Source organism: Baekduia sp. (genome assembly GCF_035996765.1).
Lineage (GTDB): Bacteria > Actinomycetota > Thermoleophilia > Solirubrobacterales > Solirubrobacteraceae > Baekduia.
Map to the genome: position 1 here is coordinate 1 of NZ_DASYJG010000029.1, position 18317 is coordinate 18317.

Below are 18317 nucleotides of genomic sequence, written 5' to 3' on the forward strand. Positions count from 1 at the left end.
GTGAGCGCGACGTGCGGCGGCTTGGTCGTGACCGTCAGGGCGAGCATCGGCTGAGGGTACCCGCGGCGCCCGGCCGCGCATCGCCCGGGTGCCGGGGTGCACGGGTGAGACAATCGGTCGATGGATGGCGCCGCCGCACCGGGTCAGGTCTCAGGACGCTTCGCCGCGCGCCGGCGCGCGTGGGAGGACGAGCACCTCTCGCCGCTGGCGGCGCGCTCCTACCCGGCGCAGCGCGCCGTCGACGAGCCCGACTGCGGGCTGCGGACCCCGCTGCAGCGCGACCGCGACAGGATCGTCCACTGCAAGGCGTTCCGGCGCCTGAAGCACAAGACGCAGGTCTTCGTGGCGCCCGAGGGCGACCACTACCGCACGCGCATGACGCACACGCTCGAGGTGACGCAGATCGCGCGCACGGTCGCCCGCGCGCTCGGCCTCAACGAGGATCTCACGGAGGCGGTCGGCCTCGCCCACGACCTCGGCCACCCGCCGTTCGGGCACATCGGCGAGGCGGTGCTGGATGCGTGCATGGCGGCGCGCTTCGGCTCGGGCTTTCGCCACTACGAGCACTCTCTGCGCGTCGTCGACGTTCTGGAGAAGGACGGACGGGGGCTGAACCTCTCCGACGACGTCCGCGATGGCATCCTTGGCCACTCCGGACGCGCCGAGCCGCCGCGCACGCTGGAGGGGAACATCGTGCGGATCGTCGATCGCATCGCCTACATCAACCACGACATCGACGACGCGATCCGGGCCGGCGTGCTGCGCGAGACCGACCTGCCACGCGACGCGATCGCTGTGCTCGGCGACACCGGCTCGCACCGCATCGACGCGCTGGTCCACGACCTCGTCGAGCACTCGGCCGATGCGGGCGCGATCGTCCAGGGTGCTGAGGCGGGCGCCGCGATGGACGAGCTGCGCAGCTTCATGTTCGACCGCGTCTACCTCGGGGAGCGTCAACGCGGCGAGCACGTGAAGATCGACCGGCTGCTGCACACGCTCTTTGACCACTACGTCGAGGATCCGTCGCGGCTGCCCGATGGCGGCGGCGCGGCAGGCGCCGATCTCGGCCAGCGGATCATCGATTACGTGGCGGGGATGACCGACCGCTACTGCGTGCGGATCTTCGAGCAGCTGACGATCCCGGAGTCCTTCGCGCTGTAGTCCACGCAGCACCTGATCCTTCAGGCGCGGGGCCTATGCTCCGGGGTCCGAACGATGCCCCGCTACGCCGACAGCGACAAGGAGAAGGTCCGCGAGGCGGTCGACTTGATCGACCTCGTCTCGACGCGCACCGAGCTGCGCCGCGCCGGTCCCGGGCGCTACATGGGGCGCTGCCCGTTTCATGAGGAGCGGTCGCCGTCGTTCAGCGTCGACACGAGCAAGGGCCTCTACCACTGCTTCGGTTGCGGCGTGGGCGGTGACGCGTACAAGTTCGTGATGGAGACCGAGGGCCTGGACTTCACCGGCGCGCTGGAGTCGCTGGCGCGGCGGGTCGGCATCGAGCTGACCGTCGAGGACGAGGATCCGCAGGCGGCCGAGCGGCGCATGGCGCGCGAGCGGTTGATGGAGCTGCTGGAGCGCGCGGCGGTCTTCTACGAGCGCTACCTGTGGGACTCGGCCGAGGCCGCGCCCGCCCGTGTCTACCTGTTGGAGCGCGGGCTGACCGAGGAGACGCTCAAGACGTTCCGCGTGGGCTACGCGCCGAGCACGTGGGACAAGCTGATGCAGCTCGCGCGCGTGGGCAACTACACCCACAAGGAGATGTTCGACGCCGGGCTGGCGACGCGCGGCGGCAAGTCCGAGGGGCGGCTGTACGACCGCTTCCGCCGCCGGATCATGTTCCCGCTGCAGGACATGCGCGGGCGCGTGCTCGGGTTCGGGGCACGTGCGCTGGGCGCCGACCAGCAACCCAAGTACCTCAACTCGCCCGACGGCGAGATCTTCCACAAGGGCGACATCGTCTTCGGCGCCCATCACGCCCGCGTCGCGGCGGCCAAGGCCGACGAGGTGATCGCGGCCGAGGGCTACATGGACGTGCTGGCCCTGCATCAGGCCGGGATGAAGAACGTCGTCGGCGTGATGGGGACGTCGCTGACCGACAAGCAGGTCGGCGAGCTGGCCAAGCTCGCCAAGACCGTGTTGCTGGCGCTCGACGCCGACGCTGCCGGTCAGGAGGCGATGCTGCGCGCCCAGCGCGTCGCGGCCTCCTCGTCGCTGTCGCTGCGCGTCGTGCCGCTGCCCAAGGGGCTCGACCCGGCCGACGTCGTCCAGCAGCAGGGGGCCGACGCGACGCGCGCGCTGGTGCAGCGCTCGATGCCGTTCGTGAAGTTCCAGGTCGACCGCGAGCTCGAGCGCGCGGACCTGACCCAAGCCGAGGGCAAGGACTCCGCGATCGCGGCGCTCAAGCCGGTCTTCGGGACCCTGCCGCCCAGCGCGTTGCGCGAGGAGCTGCTCGCGCGCGTGGCCGACGTGGTTGACCTGCCGCCGTCGATGGTCTCCTCGTGGCTGCCGGTGGCGGGCGAGCGGCTGTCAACAGGCCCACCCTCCCGCGGCGCGGGCGGCGGCGGCCAGGGTCGTGGCGGCGGCGCGTCGCGCCGCCGGGTCGAGGAGTCGCCGGCCTTCCGGCGCCCCGTCGGGCCGAGCCCGCTCGCGCGCGCCGAGCGCGACTTCCTGGCCCAGTGCATCGCGATGCCCGACGCGGCCGCCGAGATTCTCGTCAACCTCGACGACGCCGCGTTCAGCAACGACCCGATGCGCCGCGTCCTGGCTCATGTCCGCGAGCACGTCCACGCACCCCAGGACGGGATCCCGGACGACGATCACATGCTCGTCGGAGCGATCGCCGAGCTCGTCCATCGCGCCGCCGACCTCGCGCCCTCCCGCGCCGCCCTCCAGGGCCAGCTCGCCAACATCGAGCTCCTCCGCATCGACCGCGAGATCGAGGCCGCCAAGGCCGCAGGCCTCGGCGGCGTCGCCGGCCTGCGCGCCCGTCGCGACATCCTCGAAGACCGCCGCAACACCCTCATCGCCCAAGCGATGGACGAGACCGCCCCAACCGGCTGAGAACGACGAAACCCGCCGCTACGGGCGGGCTTCGGAAGCTCCGGGGGTGGGACTCGAACCCACAACCCTTCGATTAACAGTCGAATGCTCTGCCATTGAGCTACCCCGGATCGGCCACTGCGCTACCCGGCAAGCCAGGCTCACCTGATCTTACGGGAACATCGGTCAGCCCGCTCTCGACTTCAGCGTGGCAGTTCGCGCACAACACCACGCACTTGCTCGCCGTGGAGTCGGGCTCAGTGGCGCGCTGCGGTGACCGCGGTCGACGACCGCGAGTCCTGGACCGCGACGACGACGACGCGGTCTTCGGCCTCGATATGCACGTAGACGAGCAGCAGCCACCGCCACGGGCCGAGGATGAAGCGCAGTCCCTGCCAACGACCTGCCAAAGCTGGGCCCATGAGCGGAAACCGCTCGAGTGCGTGCAGCGACCGCATGACTCGCGCACGTGTGTTGACCGGGAGGCTGTGCACGCGGATCAGCGTGTCGAGATCCTCGACGGCCGAGAGCGCCAGCTCGACAGAGGCCATTCGGGTACTACAGCTCGTCGAGCGGGATCGTCTCGCCCGCGGCGGCCTGTCGCAGCCCGAGCTGCGCGCGCTCGTATGCACCGGGGATTCCGTCGAGCAGATCGACGACGTTGCGGGCGTCGGGGTCGGCATCGTCGATGGCGCTGGAGAGTAGCGAGCGCGCGACGGTGCCCGGCAGGACGTGCATGCGGTCCGCGAGTCGCCCGAGCTTCTCGGCCTGCTCGTCGTCCAGCGTGATGTTCAGCCGCTCCACGGAGGGAATGCTACACGGCTCGTTACAGCGCGTGTAGTTGCTCCACCAGCTCGGCCGCCCGATCGGCCGGATCGTGGGCTGCGGCCCAGGCCGCCAGCTCGCGCGACCGCGCGCGCAAGCGGTCGTCGGCGAGCGCGCGTTGGACGGCGAGGCGCAACCCCCGGGGGCTGATAAGGCGGCGGGGGAGGCGGATGCCGGCGCCGGACCAGTCGAGGCGGGCGGCGTTCTCGTTCATGTCGCCGGCGGCTGGGCACGCGACGACGGTGCAGCCGGAGGTCAGGGCGCGCATCAGCGTGCCGTGGCCGGCGTGGCAGACGACGACGTCGCAGTGGGGCATCGTGCGCGAGTAGGAGACCCAGTCGACGAGGCGGGCGTTGGGTGGGACGGTGAGGCCGCCGGTCTCGCCGCGCTTGTTGGTTGACGCCAGCACGCGCACCGGCAGGTCGGCGAGCCCGGCGAGCGCCGCGCGGAGCATGCGCCCCTCGAGATCCTGCGCCGTCGAGGGCGCCACCAGCACGACGGGCCAGGATGGGTCCCCGTCCGGAAGCGCCACGTCGCCGAACGGCGGCTCCCACTGCAGCGGCCCGACGATGTGGGTCCCGGGCTCCGGCCCGTCCGGCCGCGGATACTCGAGCTGCGGAAACGTCCCGACCAGCGCCAGCGCGCGCGAGATCCCGCCGTGGACGTGATCCAGTGGCGGCAGGCCCAGCCGCGCACGTGTCTCGTTGAGCTCCGAACGCCCCAGCTCCAGCCCGCGCGCGAGCAGCGGATCGAAGGCGCCCCACAGCCGGCGCCCCACGGCCGTCCGCGGCAGCCGCGCGCCGATCGAGTACACCGGGAACCCCGGCGCGCCACGTGGGTCGACGTGCGGAATCAGGGTCGCCCACGGCACGCCCTCCAGCTCGGCGGCCAGCGCCGGGGCGAGCGTCAGGATGTCGCTGACCACCACGTCGGGCCGCTCGGCGCGCACCAGCTCGCGCGTGACCGACGCGGCCCGTCGCACCGCCTCGTAGGGCTTCAGCGGCCGCTCCTGCGTCGGGAAGACGTGGTACTCCGGCGCCGGCGCGAAGCGCATCCCCTCGCGCTCGATGTCCTCCTGCCAGCGCGTCCAGGTCTCAACCACCACATCATGCCCGCGCGCCCGCAGCGCCCGGCCCAGGGCGATGATCGGGAACGCGTGCCCCGCATCCCCGAACGCGCCCAGCAGGACCCTCAGGCCACGTCCTCCATCAACTCGGCGACCAGCCGCAGCTGCTTGATGCGCTCTTCGCGCGTCCAGGCCATGGGGGAGACGCCGAGCGTCCCGACGCCCGCGTCGGCGTACGCGCGCAGCCGATCGCGGACCCGATCGGCCGGCCCGACCAAGGACACCAGGTCGATCAGCTCGGCCGGCAGCGCCGCGGCGGCCTCCTCCTTGCGGCCCTCCAAGTACAGGTCCTGCACCTTCTTGGCCGCATCCTCAAAGCCGTAGCGCTGCACGAGCGTGTTGTAGAAGTTCTTCTCGCGCGAGCCCATGCCGCCGATGTACAAGGCCATGAACGGGCGCATCGCGTCGCGCGCGCCGTCGACGTCGGTCTCGGTGATGTTCACGTTGACCGTCGGCGCGATGTCGAAGCCGTCGAGCTTGCGCCCGGCGCGCGACGCGCCCTCCTCGAGGCTCTTGCGCAGCATCGGCAGATGCTCCGGGGAGAGCAGCGTCGGCATCCAGCCGTCGGCGACCTCGCCGGCCAAGGCGGTGTTCTTGGGGCCGATCGCGGCGAGGTAGATCGGCATCCGCTCCTGCACCGGCGCGATCGTCAGCTTCAGCGCCTTGCCCGGGCCGTCGGGCAGCGGCAGCTGGATCGTCTCGCCGTGGTACTCCAAGCGCTCCCGCGCCAGCGCCATCCGCAACACCTCGATGTACTCGCGCGTGCGCTGGATCTGCTTGCCGAAGCGCACGCCGTGCCAGCCCTCGGAGACCTGCGGGCCCGACGAGCCAATCCCCAGCAGCATGCGGCCATCGGAGAGCTGGTCGATCGTCGCGGCCGTCATCGCCGTCATCGCCGCGCTGCGGCCCGGCATCTGGAAGATCCCCGAGCCGAGCTTGATCGTGGTCGTCTGGCCGGCGAGCCAGGAGAGGATCGTCGCCGCGTCGGAGCCGTAGGCCTCGGCGGTCCAGACGCTGTCGTAGCCGAGCCGCTCGGCCTCCTGGACGATCGCGAGCTGATCGGCGCTCGTCAGCCCGAGACCCCAGTAGCCGATGTGGACACCCAGCTTCATTGCAACGTTCCTTTCAACAGGAGGACATCGCCTTGGCGTCGCGAGCGCCAGGGCGTAGCCTGAGGGCCGCACACCCTATGCGAGCACGAAGCCACACGCCGATCGACGACCTGCGCCTTGCCATCGACTGCATGCCGCTGCGCACGCGCGAGGCGATGCTCGAGGGGATTCGCACCAACGAGATCATCGTCGGCGCCTACAGCGACCGTGCCGGCGGGGTCTGCCCGATGCTTGCCGCGCACCGTCACGGCGGCCGCACGAGCTTCGTCTCGTTCGCTCATGCGTGGGATCGCTTCGCGGGCGCCAAGCGGGCGCGCCGCGCCTCGGTCCGTGAGCTGCGCGTGCTGGAGGATCAGCTGGAGGCGTCGATCCTCAACGCGGCCGACCTCGGTGCCGCGATCGCCGACCACCAGGCGATCGCCCGCGACCGTCGCACGCGTGAGGCGCGCCGCACCGGCCTGGGCTGGCTGACCGACCGCCGCGCCGCAGCCGACGCTGAGCGCGCGCTCAGCGAGGCCGAGCGGCGCCGGCAGCTCGTCAGCCGCTGACCCAGCCGCGGCGGCTCAATCTCCCGGCCGGATGAACTGGATCTCCGGAATGATGCACGCGGGGGAGACCTTCAACAACAGCCGCACCGCCTCGGCGATATCGCTCGGCGTGATCATGTCCTCGGCGGGGACCGACTGCTTGACGAACTCGGTCATCGGCGTGTCGACGAAGCCCGGGCACAAGGCGGTGGACTTGATCCCCTCGGCCGACAGCTCCTTGTGCATGGCCTCGGTGAAGTTCACCACCGCGCCCTTGGTCGCGGAGTAGACCGACAGCCACGGCTGCCCGCGCTTGCCGGCGATCGACGCCGTGTTGACGACGATCGCCGCGCCGTGCTCCTTGCCCGCGGCGCGCAGCAGGTCGACGGTCTCGCGGTAGAACAGGATGATCGAGCGCAGGTTGACGCCGAGCTGCATGTCGAGCTTCTTGGTGTCGATCTCGGCGACCTGCGCGCCGATGCCGACGCCCGCGTTGTTGACGAGGACATCGAGGCGCCCGTAGCGCTCGCGGTGGGCGGCGACGACGGCCTTGACGCCCTCCTCGTCGCCCAGCGGGCCGGCGACGGTCTCGACGTCGTAGCCCTTCTCGCGCAGGCCTGCCGCGGCGGCCTCGAGCTTCTCCGGACGCCGCGCGGCAACGGTCAGCGCGTAGCCCTCCTGACCGAGGACGTCGGCGATCGCCAGCCCGATCCCGCTCGATGCCCCGGTCACGATCGCTGCACGCTGCTCCGCCATGGCGCTCTCTCCTCCATCTCCGCTTAACACGACACCGGCGCGCAGTATCCAATCAGGCCACTAGCCTTCCCGACGCCTATGCCTCGCGCGACTCGGTCCTCATCCCGTCTGCTCCTGCTGCTGCTCGCCCTGTCGGTACCGCTCGTGGCGGTCGCGGGATGCGGCTCCTCCGACGACGGCGGCGACGCCAACGCCAACGCGCCCGCCCAGCCTCAGCCGGCGGCCAAGGCCGAGGATTTCCCGCAGACCCAGGGCCGCACGCTGCCCGACATCATCGGCAACCTGCCCAGCGGCCCCGTGCTCGCGCCGAGCGTCTCGCTCCTGGACAAGGGCTCCAATCGCGTCGGCTTCGCGCTCTTCGACACGGCCGGCAAGCAGCTCTCCGGCGCCGGTGTGGCGCTCTATGTCGGCAACACCGACGGCTCGGCTGCTCACGGCCCCTACCTGGCGCGCAGCGAGTCGCTGAAGGTCTCGCCGCAGTTCGAGAGCAAGCAGACGGCGACCGACCCGAACTCCGCGCGCGGCGTCTACGTCGCCGACGTGCCGTTCAAGCGCAACGGCAAGTACGCGATGCTGGCGATCGCCCAGCTCGACGGCCGGCTCGTAGCTACGAGCCCGATCTCGGTCCAGGTCGGCGGCAAGAAGATCACGCCGCCCGCCGTCGGCGACAAGGCGCCGGTCATCCACACGCTGACGCCGACCGACGTCGCCGGCGATGTGGCGAAGATCGACACGCGCGTACCCCCGGCGCCGTCGCTGCTCAAGGACGACTTCGCCGATGTCGTCGGCAAGAAACCGGTGGTGCTGACCTTCGCGACGCCGCAGCTCTGTCAGAGCCGCGTCTGTGGCCCGGTGGTCGACGTCGTCGACGAGGTCCAGGCCAAGGTGGGCGACAAGGTGTCGTTCATCCACCAAGAGGTCTACCAGGACAACCAGATCAACAAGGGCCTACGGCCGCAACTGCAGACCTACAAGTTGCAGACCGAGCCTTGGACCTTCGTGATCGACCGCAACGGCATCATCTCGACGCGCTTTGAGGGCGCGTTCTCACCGGGCGAGCTGGAGCGCGCGGTGGCGAAGGTCGACGGCCCGAGCTGAGGCTCAGCCGGTCGCCAGGCGCGGCAGCTCGATCGCCGGGCAGCGGTCCATGACGACGCGCAGGCCCGCGTGCCGCGCGCGCTTGCCCGCTTCGAGGTCGACCACCCCAAGTTGAAGCCAGACGCCCTTGGCGCCGATTGCGATCGCCTCGTCGACGTGGGCGCCCGCGGCCTCGGAGCGCCGGAAGATGTCGACCACCTCGACTTGAAGCTCCTGCGGGATGTCGGCGACCGTCGGGTAACACGGCTCGCCGAGGATCTCTGACGCGCGCGGGTTGACCGGCACGATCGTGAACCCGCGGTGCTGGAGCATCGCGGCGATCCGATGGGAGTCCCGCGCCGGGTCCGGCGAGCACCCGACGATCGCCCAGGTGCGCGTGGTGGTCAGCAGGGTCTGGATGTCGTCATCCATCACGGGTAAGACTTAGGGGCACACGCCGTGCCTACCCCGCCGCGCCCCATTAACATCGCGTCCTGCGGGCCGGTAGCTCAAATGGTAGAGCAGTGGGCTCATAACCCATCAGATCGAGGTTCGACTCCTCGCCGGCCCATCGACGCGCGGCTAGAAGAGGCGCAGCACTTCCCAGCGCATCCCGGCCGCCGCGGAGACCGGCACCGGCTGTGGGCGGCGACGCCGGCGCACGCGTGGCTGGCGCGGTGTGTGAAAGAGCGCGATGCGGTGCGGGTCGTCGAGCCACTCGAGGTGGTCGACCTCGTCGGGCGACCATGAGCGGGTCGGCAGCGTGCGGCGCCAGGTGTGAGGTGGGCTCAGGCGCTCGGCGCGGTGTTGGAAGGCGGTGGTCGCCTCGGCGTCTAGGACGCGGTCCTCGCGGTACCAGCGCATCGGGACGCGCCAGCCGTGGGGGTTGGGCGACAGCGCGTCGGGTGCGCCGAGCAGGGCGGCCAGCAGCGTGTCGGTCCAGCCGCGCTGGCGCTTGAGATCGCTGGCCCTGATGAGTCGGTGCGCGGGTGCGCCGTCCACGCGTTCAACGGTAGTGGCCGGCTAGGACTCGTGCCAGCCGAGCCGCGTGTCTAGAGCGCCGGTGCGTGCCCAGATCGTGGCCACGGCGGCTGCCGTCTCCTTGTCCACCAGGTTGCCTGCCGGGAAGATCCCGAGCTGGCCACCGGCCATCAGCTCGACCGGATCGCCCTCGCGCCCGGTCTCGGGGATGAGGAACGTCCTACTGTCAAACGTCGCGTAGATGAAGCACAACTCGGGGCCGCCAGCGACGACCATCGTCGCCTCGCCAGCGCTCTCCAGGGAGAGGTCGTTGCGCTCATCGCCGTCGAGCGCGCGCACCGCCGCGGCGACGCCGTCGAGCGTCAGCCCGGCACCCTCGACCCGCTCTGCGACCACGTCACCGTCGCTCCACGTCAACACGATCAACGCGGTGATGTGCAACGGCTCCGCCATCGCCGGACCTTACCCGGACCTCGAGTACTTCAGGCCTCGGCGCCTAGGCAGCGGGGAGAAACGCAAGACGGCCGCCCGAAGACGGCCGCCCGAAGGCGGCCGTCAATGCTGCGGCTGCGGCAGGAGAACCGCGCGGGAAGTGCTAGCCCTTGATGAAGCCCGTGGAGGTCACGATCTTCAGCACGGCCTTCTCGCTGCGCTCCGGGTTGAAGGAGTTCGGGGCGGGGGAGTCGGTCCCACCGAACTTGTACTTCAACAACGCGGTGACCCAGGCGGCGTGGTTGGCCTCGACCGAGTGGATGGCCAGCGCCGCCTTGAGGATCGGCAGCTCCTTGATGTAGGGGCCGGCGCCGGCGTAGGCCGACACGCCGACGGGCTCGACCGTCGCGGCGGTCTTCAGGAAGGTCGCCTGGTCGGTGACCGCGGCGCCAAAGTCGAAGGTCGGCGACTTGACCGCGGCCTTGCCGAGCGCCTTCTTCAGCGCGGCGACGTGGGCGGCCTCGTGCGCGGCGACCGTCTTGGCGAAGTCCAGCGCGTCGGGGTCGGTGATCGCCCCGCCGTCGACGGCCGCTTTGTAGAACGCCGCCTCGAGGTACTCGAGCGTCAGCGCGTAGTTGGCGATCTTGGCGTCGTTGGCCACAGACTTCTTCTTGGTGGAGAACGTGATGCCGGCCGCCTGGGCGGGCGACAGCATGCCGTTGAAGAGGACGCCGCCGGCGACGAAGCCAGCGCCGGCGATGCCGGTCCGACGCAGCATCTCGCGCCGCGTGCCGTTGCTGTCCAGCGCGCCGGCCTCGTCGGCCAGCTCGCGCAGCGCCCCGCTGCGATCGATCTGCTCCAAGCTGATGTGGGATGTCATACGGGCCCCTAGCGCGGCGGCTGCGCGATCGGATCACCGCCGACGCGCCAACCACGACGGGGCTTGCTCAGGCGACGAGCTCGCGGGCGGCGGCGGCCGCCGTCGTGCTGACCCGCACTGGCGCCGCCATCGGCTCGCAGCCGGCGGCCGCGCGGGAGTCGCGCTGCAGGGTCTGGCGCAGCCGCCCGAAGGCGACCGTGCCCGCCAGGGCGGGGAGGCCGAGCTGGAACGCGCGGTAGGCCAGGACCGCGGCCGTCGCCGACGCCAGCGGCGTGCCGTAGAGCGCCAGTGCGGCGACGAGGCCGCCGTCGGTCCCGCCGACGCCGCCCGGCAGCGGCACGAGGCCGCCGAGCTGGCCGATGACGTAGGCCATCAGGAAGTCTCCGACCGCCGGGGCGTGGCCGAAGGCGTGGAAGGCGGCGATCAGCGCCGCCATGTCGCAGATCAGGTAGCCGGCGGCGCCGCCGATGACCGACGGGCGCCCGGAGCGCAGCAGGGCACCGGCGTCGCCCACGCCCTCGGCGACCGTCGCGCCGGTGTGGGCGAGGCGAAAGCGCAGGCGCGCCAGGCGCGTCGCAGTTGCAGGATCGACCATCACGTCGTCATCCGCCGCGGGCTTCTCCGGGAGGATCCGCGGCAGCAGGAGCACGGAGGCGATGACGATCACCGCCAGCCCCGCCGGAACGGCCGCCAACGCGAGGTTGCCGGTACCGGGCAGGACGCCCGTCACCAATCCCAGCCCGGCGACCACCGCGACCACGAAGTTCGTCGAGCTCGTGATGAGGAAGAACGCCACGCTGCGCCGCGCGATGTGGCCCGCCGACATCCCCGCGCGGTTCAGCGCCCAGGCGCCCAGTGCGAGGCCGCCGGCGCCGCCGGCCGGCAGCAGCACGTTGGCCGCCTGCTCTGACAGGCCGACCTGCGCGCTGAAGCCCCACGGCATCTTGATGCAGAACACGCCGCGGAAGACCACGATGAACGAGACGACGGAGCCGACCTCCAGCGCGAGCGCGAGCGCGACCCAGCCGGGCCGTGCGTCGGCGAAGCGCTCGCGGACATCGCCCAGGCCCGGGAGGGTCGCCAGCAAGAGGCCGCCGACGACAAGCACCAGGGCGATCTGGGCCAGACGCGAAGCGAGGTGTCGAGGGGAGAGGGCGTCCGGCACGCTTGCTCATACAATAGTTGTTGGCACAACGAAGTGTCAACGCACGAGGTTGTTCGCAAACCGACCGCGCCGCTCAACCGGGGCCCGCTGCGGTCGATCTTCCGGGGGAGCGCATGCCAGCCGTCTCTGCCACCCGCGTGGTCCGCGGGCTCGAGTCGATCATCGATGCGGTGGCCGGTGTCCTGGCCGAGCAGTCGCTGGACGCCACGCTGCAGTCCATGGCCCGCGCGCTGCGCGGCATCGTGCCCTACACGAGCCTCGCGATCTACGAGGTCGACGCCGAGCGCCAGCTGCTGATCCCGGTCTTCGCCGAGGGCCAGTTCGTTGAGGAGACGCTGGCCGACCCGCCCAGGCTCAACGACTCGATCACCGGCAAGGTCGTGCGATCGCGCCAGATCGTGCACCTCGAGCCCGGTCACCCGTGGTTCGGCCGCTACATCATCGCCGACACGCCGCAGGACCTCGAGGCGATCGTCTTCTGCCCGCTGATCGTCGCCGATCGCGTGATCGGGACGCTCAACGTCTGGCGCGAGGACTCCGCACCGGAGCTCGCCGGGACGATCCCGACCTTTTCGCCGGAGGAGGCGCAGCTGATCAAGCGCTTCGCCAGCCTCGCAGCCTTGGCCTATGACAACGCCCGGCGCCGCGAGCTGCTCTCCGAACAGGCCCGGACCGACGAGCTGACCGGCCTCTTCAACCGCCGCCACTTCCACGAGCGGCTCGCCGCCGAGCTCGCGCGCGCCCAGCGCGATGGGGCGCCGGTGGGCCTGGTGCTGCTCGATGTCGACGACTTCAAGCGCGTCAACGACGTGCACGGCCATCCGGTCGGCGATCAGGTCCTCGTGGCCTTCGGCGAGGTCCTGGCCGGACACGTCCGTGCCGGCGACGTCGTCTGCCGCACCGGCGGCGAGGAGTTCGGCGTGATCCTCCCCAACGCCGACGAGCGCGAGGCCGCGCACTGCGCCGACCGCCTCGTGGGCGCCGTGCGGGACGCGGTCTGGTCGATCGCCGGGCCGATGACGGCATCGGCCGGCGTGGCCGTCGCTCCGGATGATGCGGGGACCGTCGCGACGCTCTTCAAGGCCGCCGACGAGTGCCTGCTGATGGCCAAAGCCAGCGGCAAGGACCGCGTGGTCCTGCGCGCTCAGACCCGCTGACCGCGGATCCTGGCGCGCGCCGCCTCCGGCTCCATCCCGGTGGTGCGCAGCAGGTCGACGGCGGTCGAGCGCACCTGTCCGACGATGACGCTGACCGACAGGTTGGTGGTCTGCTCGAGCACCGCGCTGGCGTGGCGCGCGGCCTGCACGGCCGGCTCGATGACCGCGTCGACGCGGCGCGGATCCTGGAGCCACGGCGCCAGGGCGAGCACCGCCTGGCGCAGCTCGCAGAGCGCGTCGGCGACGGCCGGAGGGACACGGTCGCCGGTCTCGATCGCCCGCACCACGCCGCGGGCGAGCACGCGGACGTTGCGCACCGCGAGGTCGATCTGGCCGCCCGCCTCGCTGTAGATCGCCAGCGGCCCGCGCTGCATCCGCCGCGCCGGCGCTGCCGCGGCGGTCTCGCGCCCGACCGTCAGGGCTTCGAGGAAGCGCTGGGTGGAGGCGTCGATGTCGCGCGCGCGGCGCAGGGCGGCGACCGCCCGGTCACGATCGCGATCGCCGAGCGCGCCCGCGATGTCGTCGAGCACCGCGGCCAACTCGTCCAGGACCGGCGCGGCCTCGCGGCGGACCAAGGCCATGGGGTCGATCGGCGCGATGACGAAGTTCAGCAGCAGCGCCACGCCGCAGCCGATCAGCGCGTCGGCCGCGCGGGTGAACGACAGGCCGTTGGTCGGCGGCTGCAGCGTCACGACGAGGATCGCCGACACTGCCGCCTGCGTGACCAGGAGCGGCCCGCCGCCGAGGAAGACCGCGATCGCCGTCGCCAGGAAGACGATCCCGATTAGCTGGAAGGTGCCCGAGCCGATCTCGAGGACCAGTACATCGGCCAGCGCGATCCCGAGCGGCACGCCGATCGACAGCTCGATCGCGCGGTTCAGCCGCGATCCGACCGTCAGCCCCAGCGTGATGATCGCCGCGACCGGCGCGAAGAAGGCGCCCTTGGTGCCGACCAGCTTGGTCGCGATGTACCACGACGCCCCGGCGGCGATGGCGCCTAGGAAGAGCGTCGGGGCCAGGCGGCGCAGGCGCGCCACGCGGTCCTTCCACGTGACTCGCGACAGCTCCGTCGCCGCTTCGATGACCTCGCGCCCGCTCACGTCTGGGCTCTACCCAAGCAGAACTGCCGGAGACCGATCGGCGGCATCTTTGGAGGACTCCGCCTCCGGAGTGTCGAAAGACCGGTCGCCCATGAAGAGGACGTCCGCGACCATCACCGCCCCGCCGCACGAGGCGCGTGGCCACCAGACCCTTTCCGCCTACATCCAGGCGCGATTCGACGAGTTCTCGCGCTCTCAGAAGGATGTCGCGCAGTACATCGTCGACCATCTCGACGAGGTCGCGTTCCAGACGGCGGAGGAGCTCGCGCGCCGCGCGAACACCTCCAGCTCGACGGTCGTGCGCTTCTCCCAGGCGCTGGGCTTCGAGGGCTTCCCCGAGCTGCAGCACTCCGCGCGTGAGGAGTACCGGCGCAACGTCGCCTCCGGGCAGGCCGCCGGTTCGGCGACGACGTCGCCCGAGCCGCTGTTCTCGCTCGACCAGAACGAGTTCGAGACCGCGATCGCGGCCGATTACCAGAACGTCGAGGAGACGGCCCGGCGCGTTTCGCGCTCCGACGTCGAGGCCGCGATCAACGCGATCGCCTCGGCCGACCGCGTCCTGGTCTGCGGCACCGACCAGATGGCCTTCTTCGCCTCCTACTTCCGCCATCTCTTGATGTTGTTGGACCTGCGCGCCGAGATCGTCGCCTCGCCCTCGCAGGAGGCGCTCAGCCGCCTCGGCCGCATCGACGACCGCACGCTCGTGATCGGGCTGTCGGCCGGCCGTCCGCACCCGCTGGTCGTCCGCGCGATGAAGCTCGCGCGCCACCGCAAGGCACCGACGCTCGCGGTCGTCGACGCGACGCTGTCCGAGGTGGCCAAGCTCGCGCAGATCAAGCTGTACTACTCGAGCAACTCGCCCGCCTACGTGCGCTCGCACACGGCGCTGCTGTCCACGATCCAGGCGCTGGCATACGGCGTGTACAGCCGCGATGCCGACCAGTACGCCGATCGGATCAAAGCCTTCAGGCTGAAGTAGGGAAACGCTCGCCCAGAGGGCGAAACTCGCTGCCCGGGGCGCACCACCGTGGCCGCCGCGCCCCGCCTACAATGGGGCGCGATGCGAGACGAAGCAACGTTCCGAGTCAAGGCCGGTCTGGCCGAGATGCTCAAGGGCGGCGTCATCATGGATGTCGTCGACGCCGAGCAGGCCAAGATCGCCGAGGACGCAGGCGCCGCGGCGGTGATGGCGCTGGAGCGCGTGCCGTCAGACATCCGCCGCGACGGCGGTGTGGCGCGCATGAGCGACCCCGCCATGATCAAGGGCATCCAGGAGGCCGTGACGATTCCCGTCATGGCCAAAGCGCGCATCGGCCACTTCGCCGAAGCCCAGGTGCTGGAGGCCTTGGAGGTCGATTACATCGACGAGTCCGAGGTCTTGACGCCGGCCGACGAGGCCCATCACATCGACAAGTGGGCCTTCCGGGTCCCGTTCGTCTGCGGGGCCACCAACTTGGGTGAGGCGCTGCGACGCATCGGCGAGGGCGCGGCGATGATCCGCTCTAAGGGCGAGGCCGGCACGGGTGACGTCGTCGAGGCCGTGCGCCACATGCGCTCGATCACCGGGGAGATCCGGCGGCTGGGCACGCTGGACGAGACCGAGCTGTTCGTCGCCGCCAAGGAGCTGCAGGCGCCCTACGACATCGTGCGCGGCGTGGCGCAGAACGGCAAGCTGCCCGTGCCGCTGTTCAGCGCGGGCGGGATCGCGACGCCGGCTGACGCCTCGTTGATGATGCAGTTGGGTGCCGAGTCGGTCTTCGTCGGCTCGGGGATCTTCAAGTCCTCCAACCCGGAGGCGATGGCGCGCGCGGTCGTCGAGGCGACGACGCACTACGCCGACGCCGAGCGCGTCGCGGCGGCCTCGACGGGGCTGGGCGCGGCGATGGCCTCGCTGGAGGCCCGCAAGTTGGACGAGTCGCAGGTCCTCGCCAACAGAGGCTGGTAGGCGCGTTGGCTCCGCTCGTCGGCGTCCTGGCGCTCCAGGGCGGCTTCGACGCGCACCTGAAGCTGTTGCGCGACCTTGGCGCCGATGTGCGCGAGGTCCGCACGCCCGCCGATCTGGATGGCCTTGACGGGCTGGTCCTGCCCGGCGGCGAGTCGACGACGATGACGCTCGGGATCGCGCGTGAGGGGCTGGCCGAGCCGCTGGGCGACGTCGTGCGCTCCGGCGTTCCGGTCCTCGGCACCTGCGCCGGGCTGATCATGCTCGACCGCGAGCATCTCGGGCTGATGGACATCGTCGCGCGCCGCAACGCGTTCGGCCGCCAGATCCGCTCCTTCGAGGCCGACCTCGACTTCCCAGACTTCGACGAGCCCGTCCACGCCGTCTTCATCCGCGCACCGTGGATCGAGGAGCACGGCGCCGGCGTCGAGATCCTCGCCGCGGTCGACGGCCATCCCGTCGCCGCCCGCGAGGGCGCGATCACCGTCGTCGCGTTCCACCCTGAGTTGAGCGGCGAGCGCCGCCTCCACGCGCAGTTCCTCGAGTGCGTCCGCACCCGCGTGGCCTGAGCCGTCAGCTGGGCGTGGACTCGCAGGTCGTCCGGTCAGGGTCAAAGCGCCCCGACCGTGCCGGCGGCGGCATGGCAGTCTCGGTCACCACGAGCGGCTCGACGAAGTGCAGCAGGTAGTCCGGGCCGCCGGCCTTGGTGCCAGTGCCCGACAGGCGGTTGCCGCCGAAGGGCTGGCGACCGACGACGGCGCCGGTGATCGCGCGGTTGACGTACAGGTTGCCCACCGGCGTGCAGGCGACGACGTGCTCGACGGTGTCCTGACTGCGGGTGAACAGGCCGCCGGTCAGGGCGTAGGGGAGGGTGTCGATGCGGTGGCAGGCGTCGTCGATCGACAGCACGCGTTCGACCGTCAGCAACGGCCCGAGCACCTCCTCGTGCAGGACCGCGGCGCCCGGGTGGACGTCGGCGATGACGGTGGGCGGGCAGTACCAGCCGCGCTCCGGACGCTCCTGTGGCACGCGGTGGGCGACGACCTGACCCGACGTGGCGGCATGCTGGGCGTAGTGGGCGACGCGCGCCTGGGCGCGGCGGTCGATCACGGGGCCGACCACGGTGCCGAACTCCTCCGGGGCGCCGACCTCGAGCGCCTCGACGGCAACCGCCAGCCGCTCGATGAGCTCATCGGCGATGGCCTCGTGAACCAGCAATCGTGATGCCGTTGAGCATTTCTGACCGGAGTAGGCGAAGGCCGAGTGGACGATCGGCTCGATCGCGCTGTCGAGGTCGGCGTCCTCGTCGACGATGATGCAGTTCTTGCCGCCCATGTCGACGATGGCGCGCTTGAGCTGGCGCTGGCCGTCCGCGACAGTGCTCGTCGCAGCGAGGATGTCGAGGCCCGCGCGGCTGGAGCCGGTGAAGGCGATCGTCGCCACGCGTGGCTCGCGCACAAGCGCCGCGCCCGTCTCGGCGCCGCCGTGGATGAGCCCGAGGGCGTCGGGCGGAACGCCCGCGTCGCGCAGCGCCTCGACGAGCACCAACCCACACAACGGCGTCTGCTCGGCGGGCTTGAAGACCACCGCGTTGCCGGTCGCCAGGCCGGCGGCGATCATTCCGGCCGGAATCGCGATCGGGTAGTTCCACGGTGCGATGGCCGCGACGATCCCCCGCGGCACGTAGTGCAGGCCGTTGCGCTCGCCCGGCACCTGGAAGAGCGCGCGGCCGCGGCCCAATGCGACGGCGCCGCGGGCGTAGAACTCCAGGAAGTCGATGGCCTGGCAGACGTCGGCGTCGGCCTCGGCCCACGGCTTGCCCGCCTCGCGCACGCAGAGCGCGGCGAACGTCGCGCGCCGCTCGCGCAGCCAGGCCGCAGCGCGTGACAGGACGGCGGCACGCTCGCGTGCCGGCACGGCGGCCCACTGGCGATAGCCACGCTCGGCCGTGCCGACGGCGGCCGTGACCTCCGCCGCGGTGGCGATCGGCGCATGCGCGACGACGCGCTCGGGATCCGCCGGGTCGGTCGAGACGATGCGCCGTCCATCGCGGCGCTCGTTGCCGATCCAGATGGGTGCCGCGAGCGGCAGCCGCCCGTCGAGCCAGGCGAGGCTCTCGCGCAGCTCGTCACGATGCGCGGCCTGGGTGAGGTCCAGCACCGGCTCGTTGTGGAAGGGCGGAAGCTCAGTCACGC

The 18317-nt window shown here is 71.3% G+C and carries 20 protein-coding genes and 2 tRNA genes; 9 read left to right on the top strand and 13 right to left on the bottom strand.

All coding sequences use genetic code 11. From position 1 onward, the window contains the following. Positions 1–120: 120 nt before the first annotated feature. Together VGO10_RS06330 and dnaG are read left to right on the top strand one after the other, a co-directional pair. Positions 121–1161 (top strand): deoxyguanosinetriphosphate triphosphohydrolase, encoded by a 1041-nt coding sequence (locus VGO10_RS06330; RefSeq protein ID WP_327466320.1) that lies wholly within the window; start codon positions 121–123, stop codon positions 1159–1161. Between the two features lie 54 nt (positions 1162–1215). Continuing rightward, positions 1216–3063, top strand: coding sequence for a DNA primase (dnaG, locus tag VGO10_RS06335; RefSeq protein ID WP_327466322.1), 1848 nt, complete (start codon positions 1216–1218; stop codon positions 3061–3063). A 38-nt stretch (positions 3064–3101) separates the two neighbouring features. Here the strand turns inward: dnaG and VGO10_RS06340 are convergent. The 5 genes from VGO10_RS06340 to VGO10_RS06360 all read right to left on the bottom strand — a co-directional run bounded on the left by VGO10_RS06340 (position 3102) and on the right by VGO10_RS06360 (position 6105). Next, positions 3102–3173, bottom strand: a tRNA-Asn gene (locus VGO10_RS06340). A 126-nt stretch (positions 3174–3299) separates the two neighbouring features. Further along, a complete protein-coding gene (locus VGO10_RS06345) occupies positions 3300–3593 on the bottom strand; it encodes a hypothetical protein (protein WP_327466323.1) in 294 nt (97 codons plus the stop codon). A 7-nt stretch (positions 3594–3600) separates the two neighbouring features. After that, on the bottom strand, positions 3601–3846 hold the full coding sequence (locus VGO10_RS06350; RefSeq protein ID WP_327466325.1) for a hypothetical protein: 246 nt from the start codon (positions 3844–3846) through the stop codon (positions 3601–3603). Between the two features lie 22 nt (positions 3847–3868). After that, positions 3869–4969, bottom strand: coding sequence for a glycosyltransferase (locus tag VGO10_RS06355; protein WP_327466326.1), 1101 nt, complete (start codon positions 4967–4969; stop codon positions 3869–3871). An 89-nt stretch (positions 4970–5058) separates the two neighbouring features. After that, positions 5059–6105: an LLM class F420-dependent oxidoreductase gene (locus VGO10_RS06360; RefSeq protein WP_327466328.1), complete on the bottom strand. Its 1047-nt coding sequence runs from the start codon at positions 6103–6105 to the stop codon at positions 5059–5061. 77 nt (positions 6106–6182) lie between these two features. Between VGO10_RS06360 and VGO10_RS06365 the strand changes: the two genes are divergently transcribed. Further along, positions 6183–6653 (top strand): hypothetical protein, encoded by a 471-nt coding sequence (locus VGO10_RS06365; protein ID WP_327466330.1) that lies wholly within the window; start codon positions 6183–6185, stop codon positions 6651–6653. A 15-nt stretch (positions 6654–6668) separates the two neighbouring features. Here VGO10_RS06365 and VGO10_RS06370 read toward each other — a convergent pair whose 3' ends face one another. After that, the gene (locus VGO10_RS06370; protein WP_327466332.1) at positions 6669–7388 is read right to left on the bottom strand and encodes an SDR family oxidoreductase; all 720 of its coding nucleotides are present in this window, start codon (positions 7386–7388) and stop codon (positions 6669–6671) included. A 78-nt stretch (positions 7389–7466) separates the two neighbouring features. Between VGO10_RS06370 and VGO10_RS06375 the strand changes: the two genes are divergently transcribed. Beyond that, the gene (locus tag VGO10_RS06375; protein ID WP_327466334.1) at positions 7467–8486 is read left to right on the top strand and encodes a hypothetical protein; all 1020 of its coding nucleotides are present in this window, start codon (positions 7467–7469) and stop codon (positions 8484–8486) included. A 3-nt stretch (positions 8487–8489) separates the two neighbouring features. Here VGO10_RS06375 and VGO10_RS06380 read toward each other — a convergent pair whose 3' ends face one another. Further along, a complete protein-coding gene (locus VGO10_RS06380; protein ID WP_327466336.1) occupies positions 8490–8897 on the bottom strand; it encodes a CoA-binding protein in 408 nt (135 codons plus the stop codon). A 66-nt stretch (positions 8898–8963) separates the two neighbouring features. Here VGO10_RS06380 and VGO10_RS06385 point away from each other — a divergent pair. Continuing rightward, a tRNA-Ile gene (locus VGO10_RS06385) sits at positions 8964–9036 on the top strand. Positions 9037–9047: 11 nt separating this feature from the next. Here the strand turns inward: VGO10_RS06385 and VGO10_RS06390 are convergent. The 4 genes from VGO10_RS06390 to VGO10_RS06405 form a co-directional block, all read right to left on the bottom strand. After that, positions 9048–9467 carry a hypothetical protein gene (locus VGO10_RS06390; protein WP_327466338.1) on the bottom strand — a complete coding sequence of 140 codons (420 nt, stop codon included), beginning with the start codon at positions 9465–9467 and terminating at the stop codon, positions 9048–9050. Between the two features lie 21 nt (positions 9468–9488). After that, the gene (locus VGO10_RS06395) at positions 9489–9899 is read right to left on the bottom strand and encodes a hypothetical protein (RefSeq protein ID WP_327466341.1); all 411 of its coding nucleotides are present in this window, start codon (positions 9897–9899) and stop codon (positions 9489–9491) included. A 142-nt stretch (positions 9900–10041) separates the two neighbouring features. Further along, positions 10042–10758: a ferritin-like domain-containing protein gene (locus VGO10_RS06400; protein WP_327466343.1), complete on the bottom strand. Its 717-nt coding sequence runs from the start codon at positions 10756–10758 to the stop codon at positions 10042–10044. 67 nt (positions 10759–10825) lie between these two features. Beyond that, positions 10826–11923 (bottom strand): lysylphosphatidylglycerol synthase transmembrane domain-containing protein, encoded by a 1098-nt coding sequence (locus VGO10_RS06405; protein WP_327466345.1) that lies wholly within the window; start codon positions 11921–11923, stop codon positions 10826–10828. A 113-nt stretch (positions 11924–12036) separates the two neighbouring features. Here VGO10_RS06405 and VGO10_RS06410 point away from each other — a divergent pair, with 113 nt between their 5' ends. After that, the gene (locus VGO10_RS06410) at positions 12037–13080 is read left to right on the top strand and encodes a sensor domain-containing diguanylate cyclase (protein ID WP_327466348.1); all 1044 of its coding nucleotides are present in this window, start codon (positions 12037–12039) and stop codon (positions 13078–13080) included. On the opposite strand, the gene VGO10_RS06415 is transcribed toward VGO10_RS06410, so the two are convergent. Continuing rightward, positions 13068–14180 (bottom strand): FUSC family protein, encoded by a 1113-nt coding sequence (locus VGO10_RS06415; RefSeq protein WP_327466350.1) that lies wholly within the window; start codon positions 14178–14180, stop codon positions 13068–13070. The genes VGO10_RS06410 and VGO10_RS06415 overlap by 13 nt on opposite strands. 91 nt (positions 14181–14271) lie before the next feature. Between VGO10_RS06415 and VGO10_RS06420 the strand changes: the two genes are divergently transcribed. The 3 genes from VGO10_RS06420 (at position 14272) to pdxT (ending at position 16691) form a co-directional block, all read left to right on the top strand. After that, positions 14272–15159 (top strand): MurR/RpiR family transcriptional regulator, encoded by an 888-nt coding sequence (locus VGO10_RS06420; RefSeq protein WP_327466352.1) that lies wholly within the window; start codon positions 14272–14274, stop codon positions 15157–15159. An 81-nt stretch (positions 15160–15240) separates the two neighbouring features. Beyond that, positions 15241–16125, top strand: a complete 885-nt coding sequence (gene pdxS, locus VGO10_RS06425; RefSeq protein WP_327466354.1) for a pyridoxal 5'-phosphate synthase lyase subunit PdxS — start codon at positions 15241–15243, stop codon at positions 16123–16125. A gap of 5 nt (positions 16126–16130) precedes the next feature. Beyond that, on the top strand, positions 16131–16691 hold the full coding sequence (gene pdxT / locus VGO10_RS06430) for a pyridoxal 5'-phosphate synthase glutaminase subunit PdxT (RefSeq protein ID WP_327466356.1): 561 nt from the start codon (positions 16131–16133) through the stop codon (positions 16689–16691). Positions 16692–16695: 4 nt separating this feature from the next. Here the strand turns inward: pdxT and VGO10_RS06435 are convergent, their stop codons facing one another. Next, positions 16696–18315 carry an aldehyde dehydrogenase family protein gene (locus tag VGO10_RS06435; protein ID WP_327466358.1) on the bottom strand — a complete coding sequence of 540 codons (1620 nt, stop codon included), beginning with the start codon at positions 18313–18315 and terminating at the stop codon, positions 16696–16698. Positions 18316–18317: the final 2 nt, after the last annotated feature.

Bases quoted from the DNA above. Each gene is read 5' to 3' on its own strand.
- dnaG (WP_327466322.1), top strand. From the start codon at position 1,216: ATGCCCCGCTACGCCGACAGCGACAAGGAGAAGGTCCGCGAGGCGGTC.
- VGO10_RS06370 (WP_327466332.1), bottom strand. From the start codon at position 7,388: ATGGCGGAGCAGCGTGCAGCGATCGTGACCGGGGCATCGAGCGGGATC.
- VGO10_RS06395 (WP_327466341.1), bottom strand. From the start codon at position 9,899: ATGGCGGAGCCGTTGCACATCACCGCGTTGATCGTGTTGACGTGGAGC.
- VGO10_RS06400 (WP_327466343.1), bottom strand. From the start codon at position 10,758: ATGACATCCCACATCAGCTTGGAGCAGATCGATCGCAGCGGGGCGCTG.
- VGO10_RS06380 (WP_327466336.1), bottom strand. From the start codon at position 8,897: ATGGATGACGACATCCAGACCCTGCTGACCACCACGCGCACCTGGGCG.
- VGO10_RS06375 (WP_327466334.1), top strand. From the start codon at position 7,467: ATGCCTCGCGCGACTCGGTCCTCATCCCGTCTGCTCCTGCTGCTGCTC.
- pdxS (WP_327466354.1), top strand. From the start codon at position 15,241: ATGCGAGACGAAGCAACGTTCCGAGTCAAGGCCGGTCTGGCCGAGATG.
- VGO10_RS06410 (WP_327466348.1), top strand. From the start codon at position 12,037: ATGCCAGCCGTCTCTGCCACCCGCGTGGTCCGCGGGCTCGAGTCGATC.
- VGO10_RS06365 (WP_327466330.1), top strand. From the start codon at position 6,183: ATGCGAGCACGAAGCCACACGCCGATCGACGACCTGCGCCTTGCCATC.
- VGO10_RS06345 (WP_327466323.1), bottom strand. From the start codon at position 3,593: ATGGCCTCTGTCGAGCTGGCGCTCTCGGCCGTCGAGGATCTCGACACG.
- VGO10_RS06330 (WP_327466320.1), top strand. From the start codon at position 121: ATGGATGGCGCCGCCGCACCGGGTCAGGTCTCAGGACGCTTCGCCGCG.
- VGO10_RS06360 (WP_327466328.1), bottom strand. From the start codon at position 6,105: ATGAAGCTGGGTGTCCACATCGGCTACTGGGGTCTCGGGCTGACGAGC.
- VGO10_RS06420 (WP_327466352.1), top strand. From the start codon at position 14,272: ATGAAGAGGACGTCCGCGACCATCACCGCCCCGCCGCACGAGGCGCGT.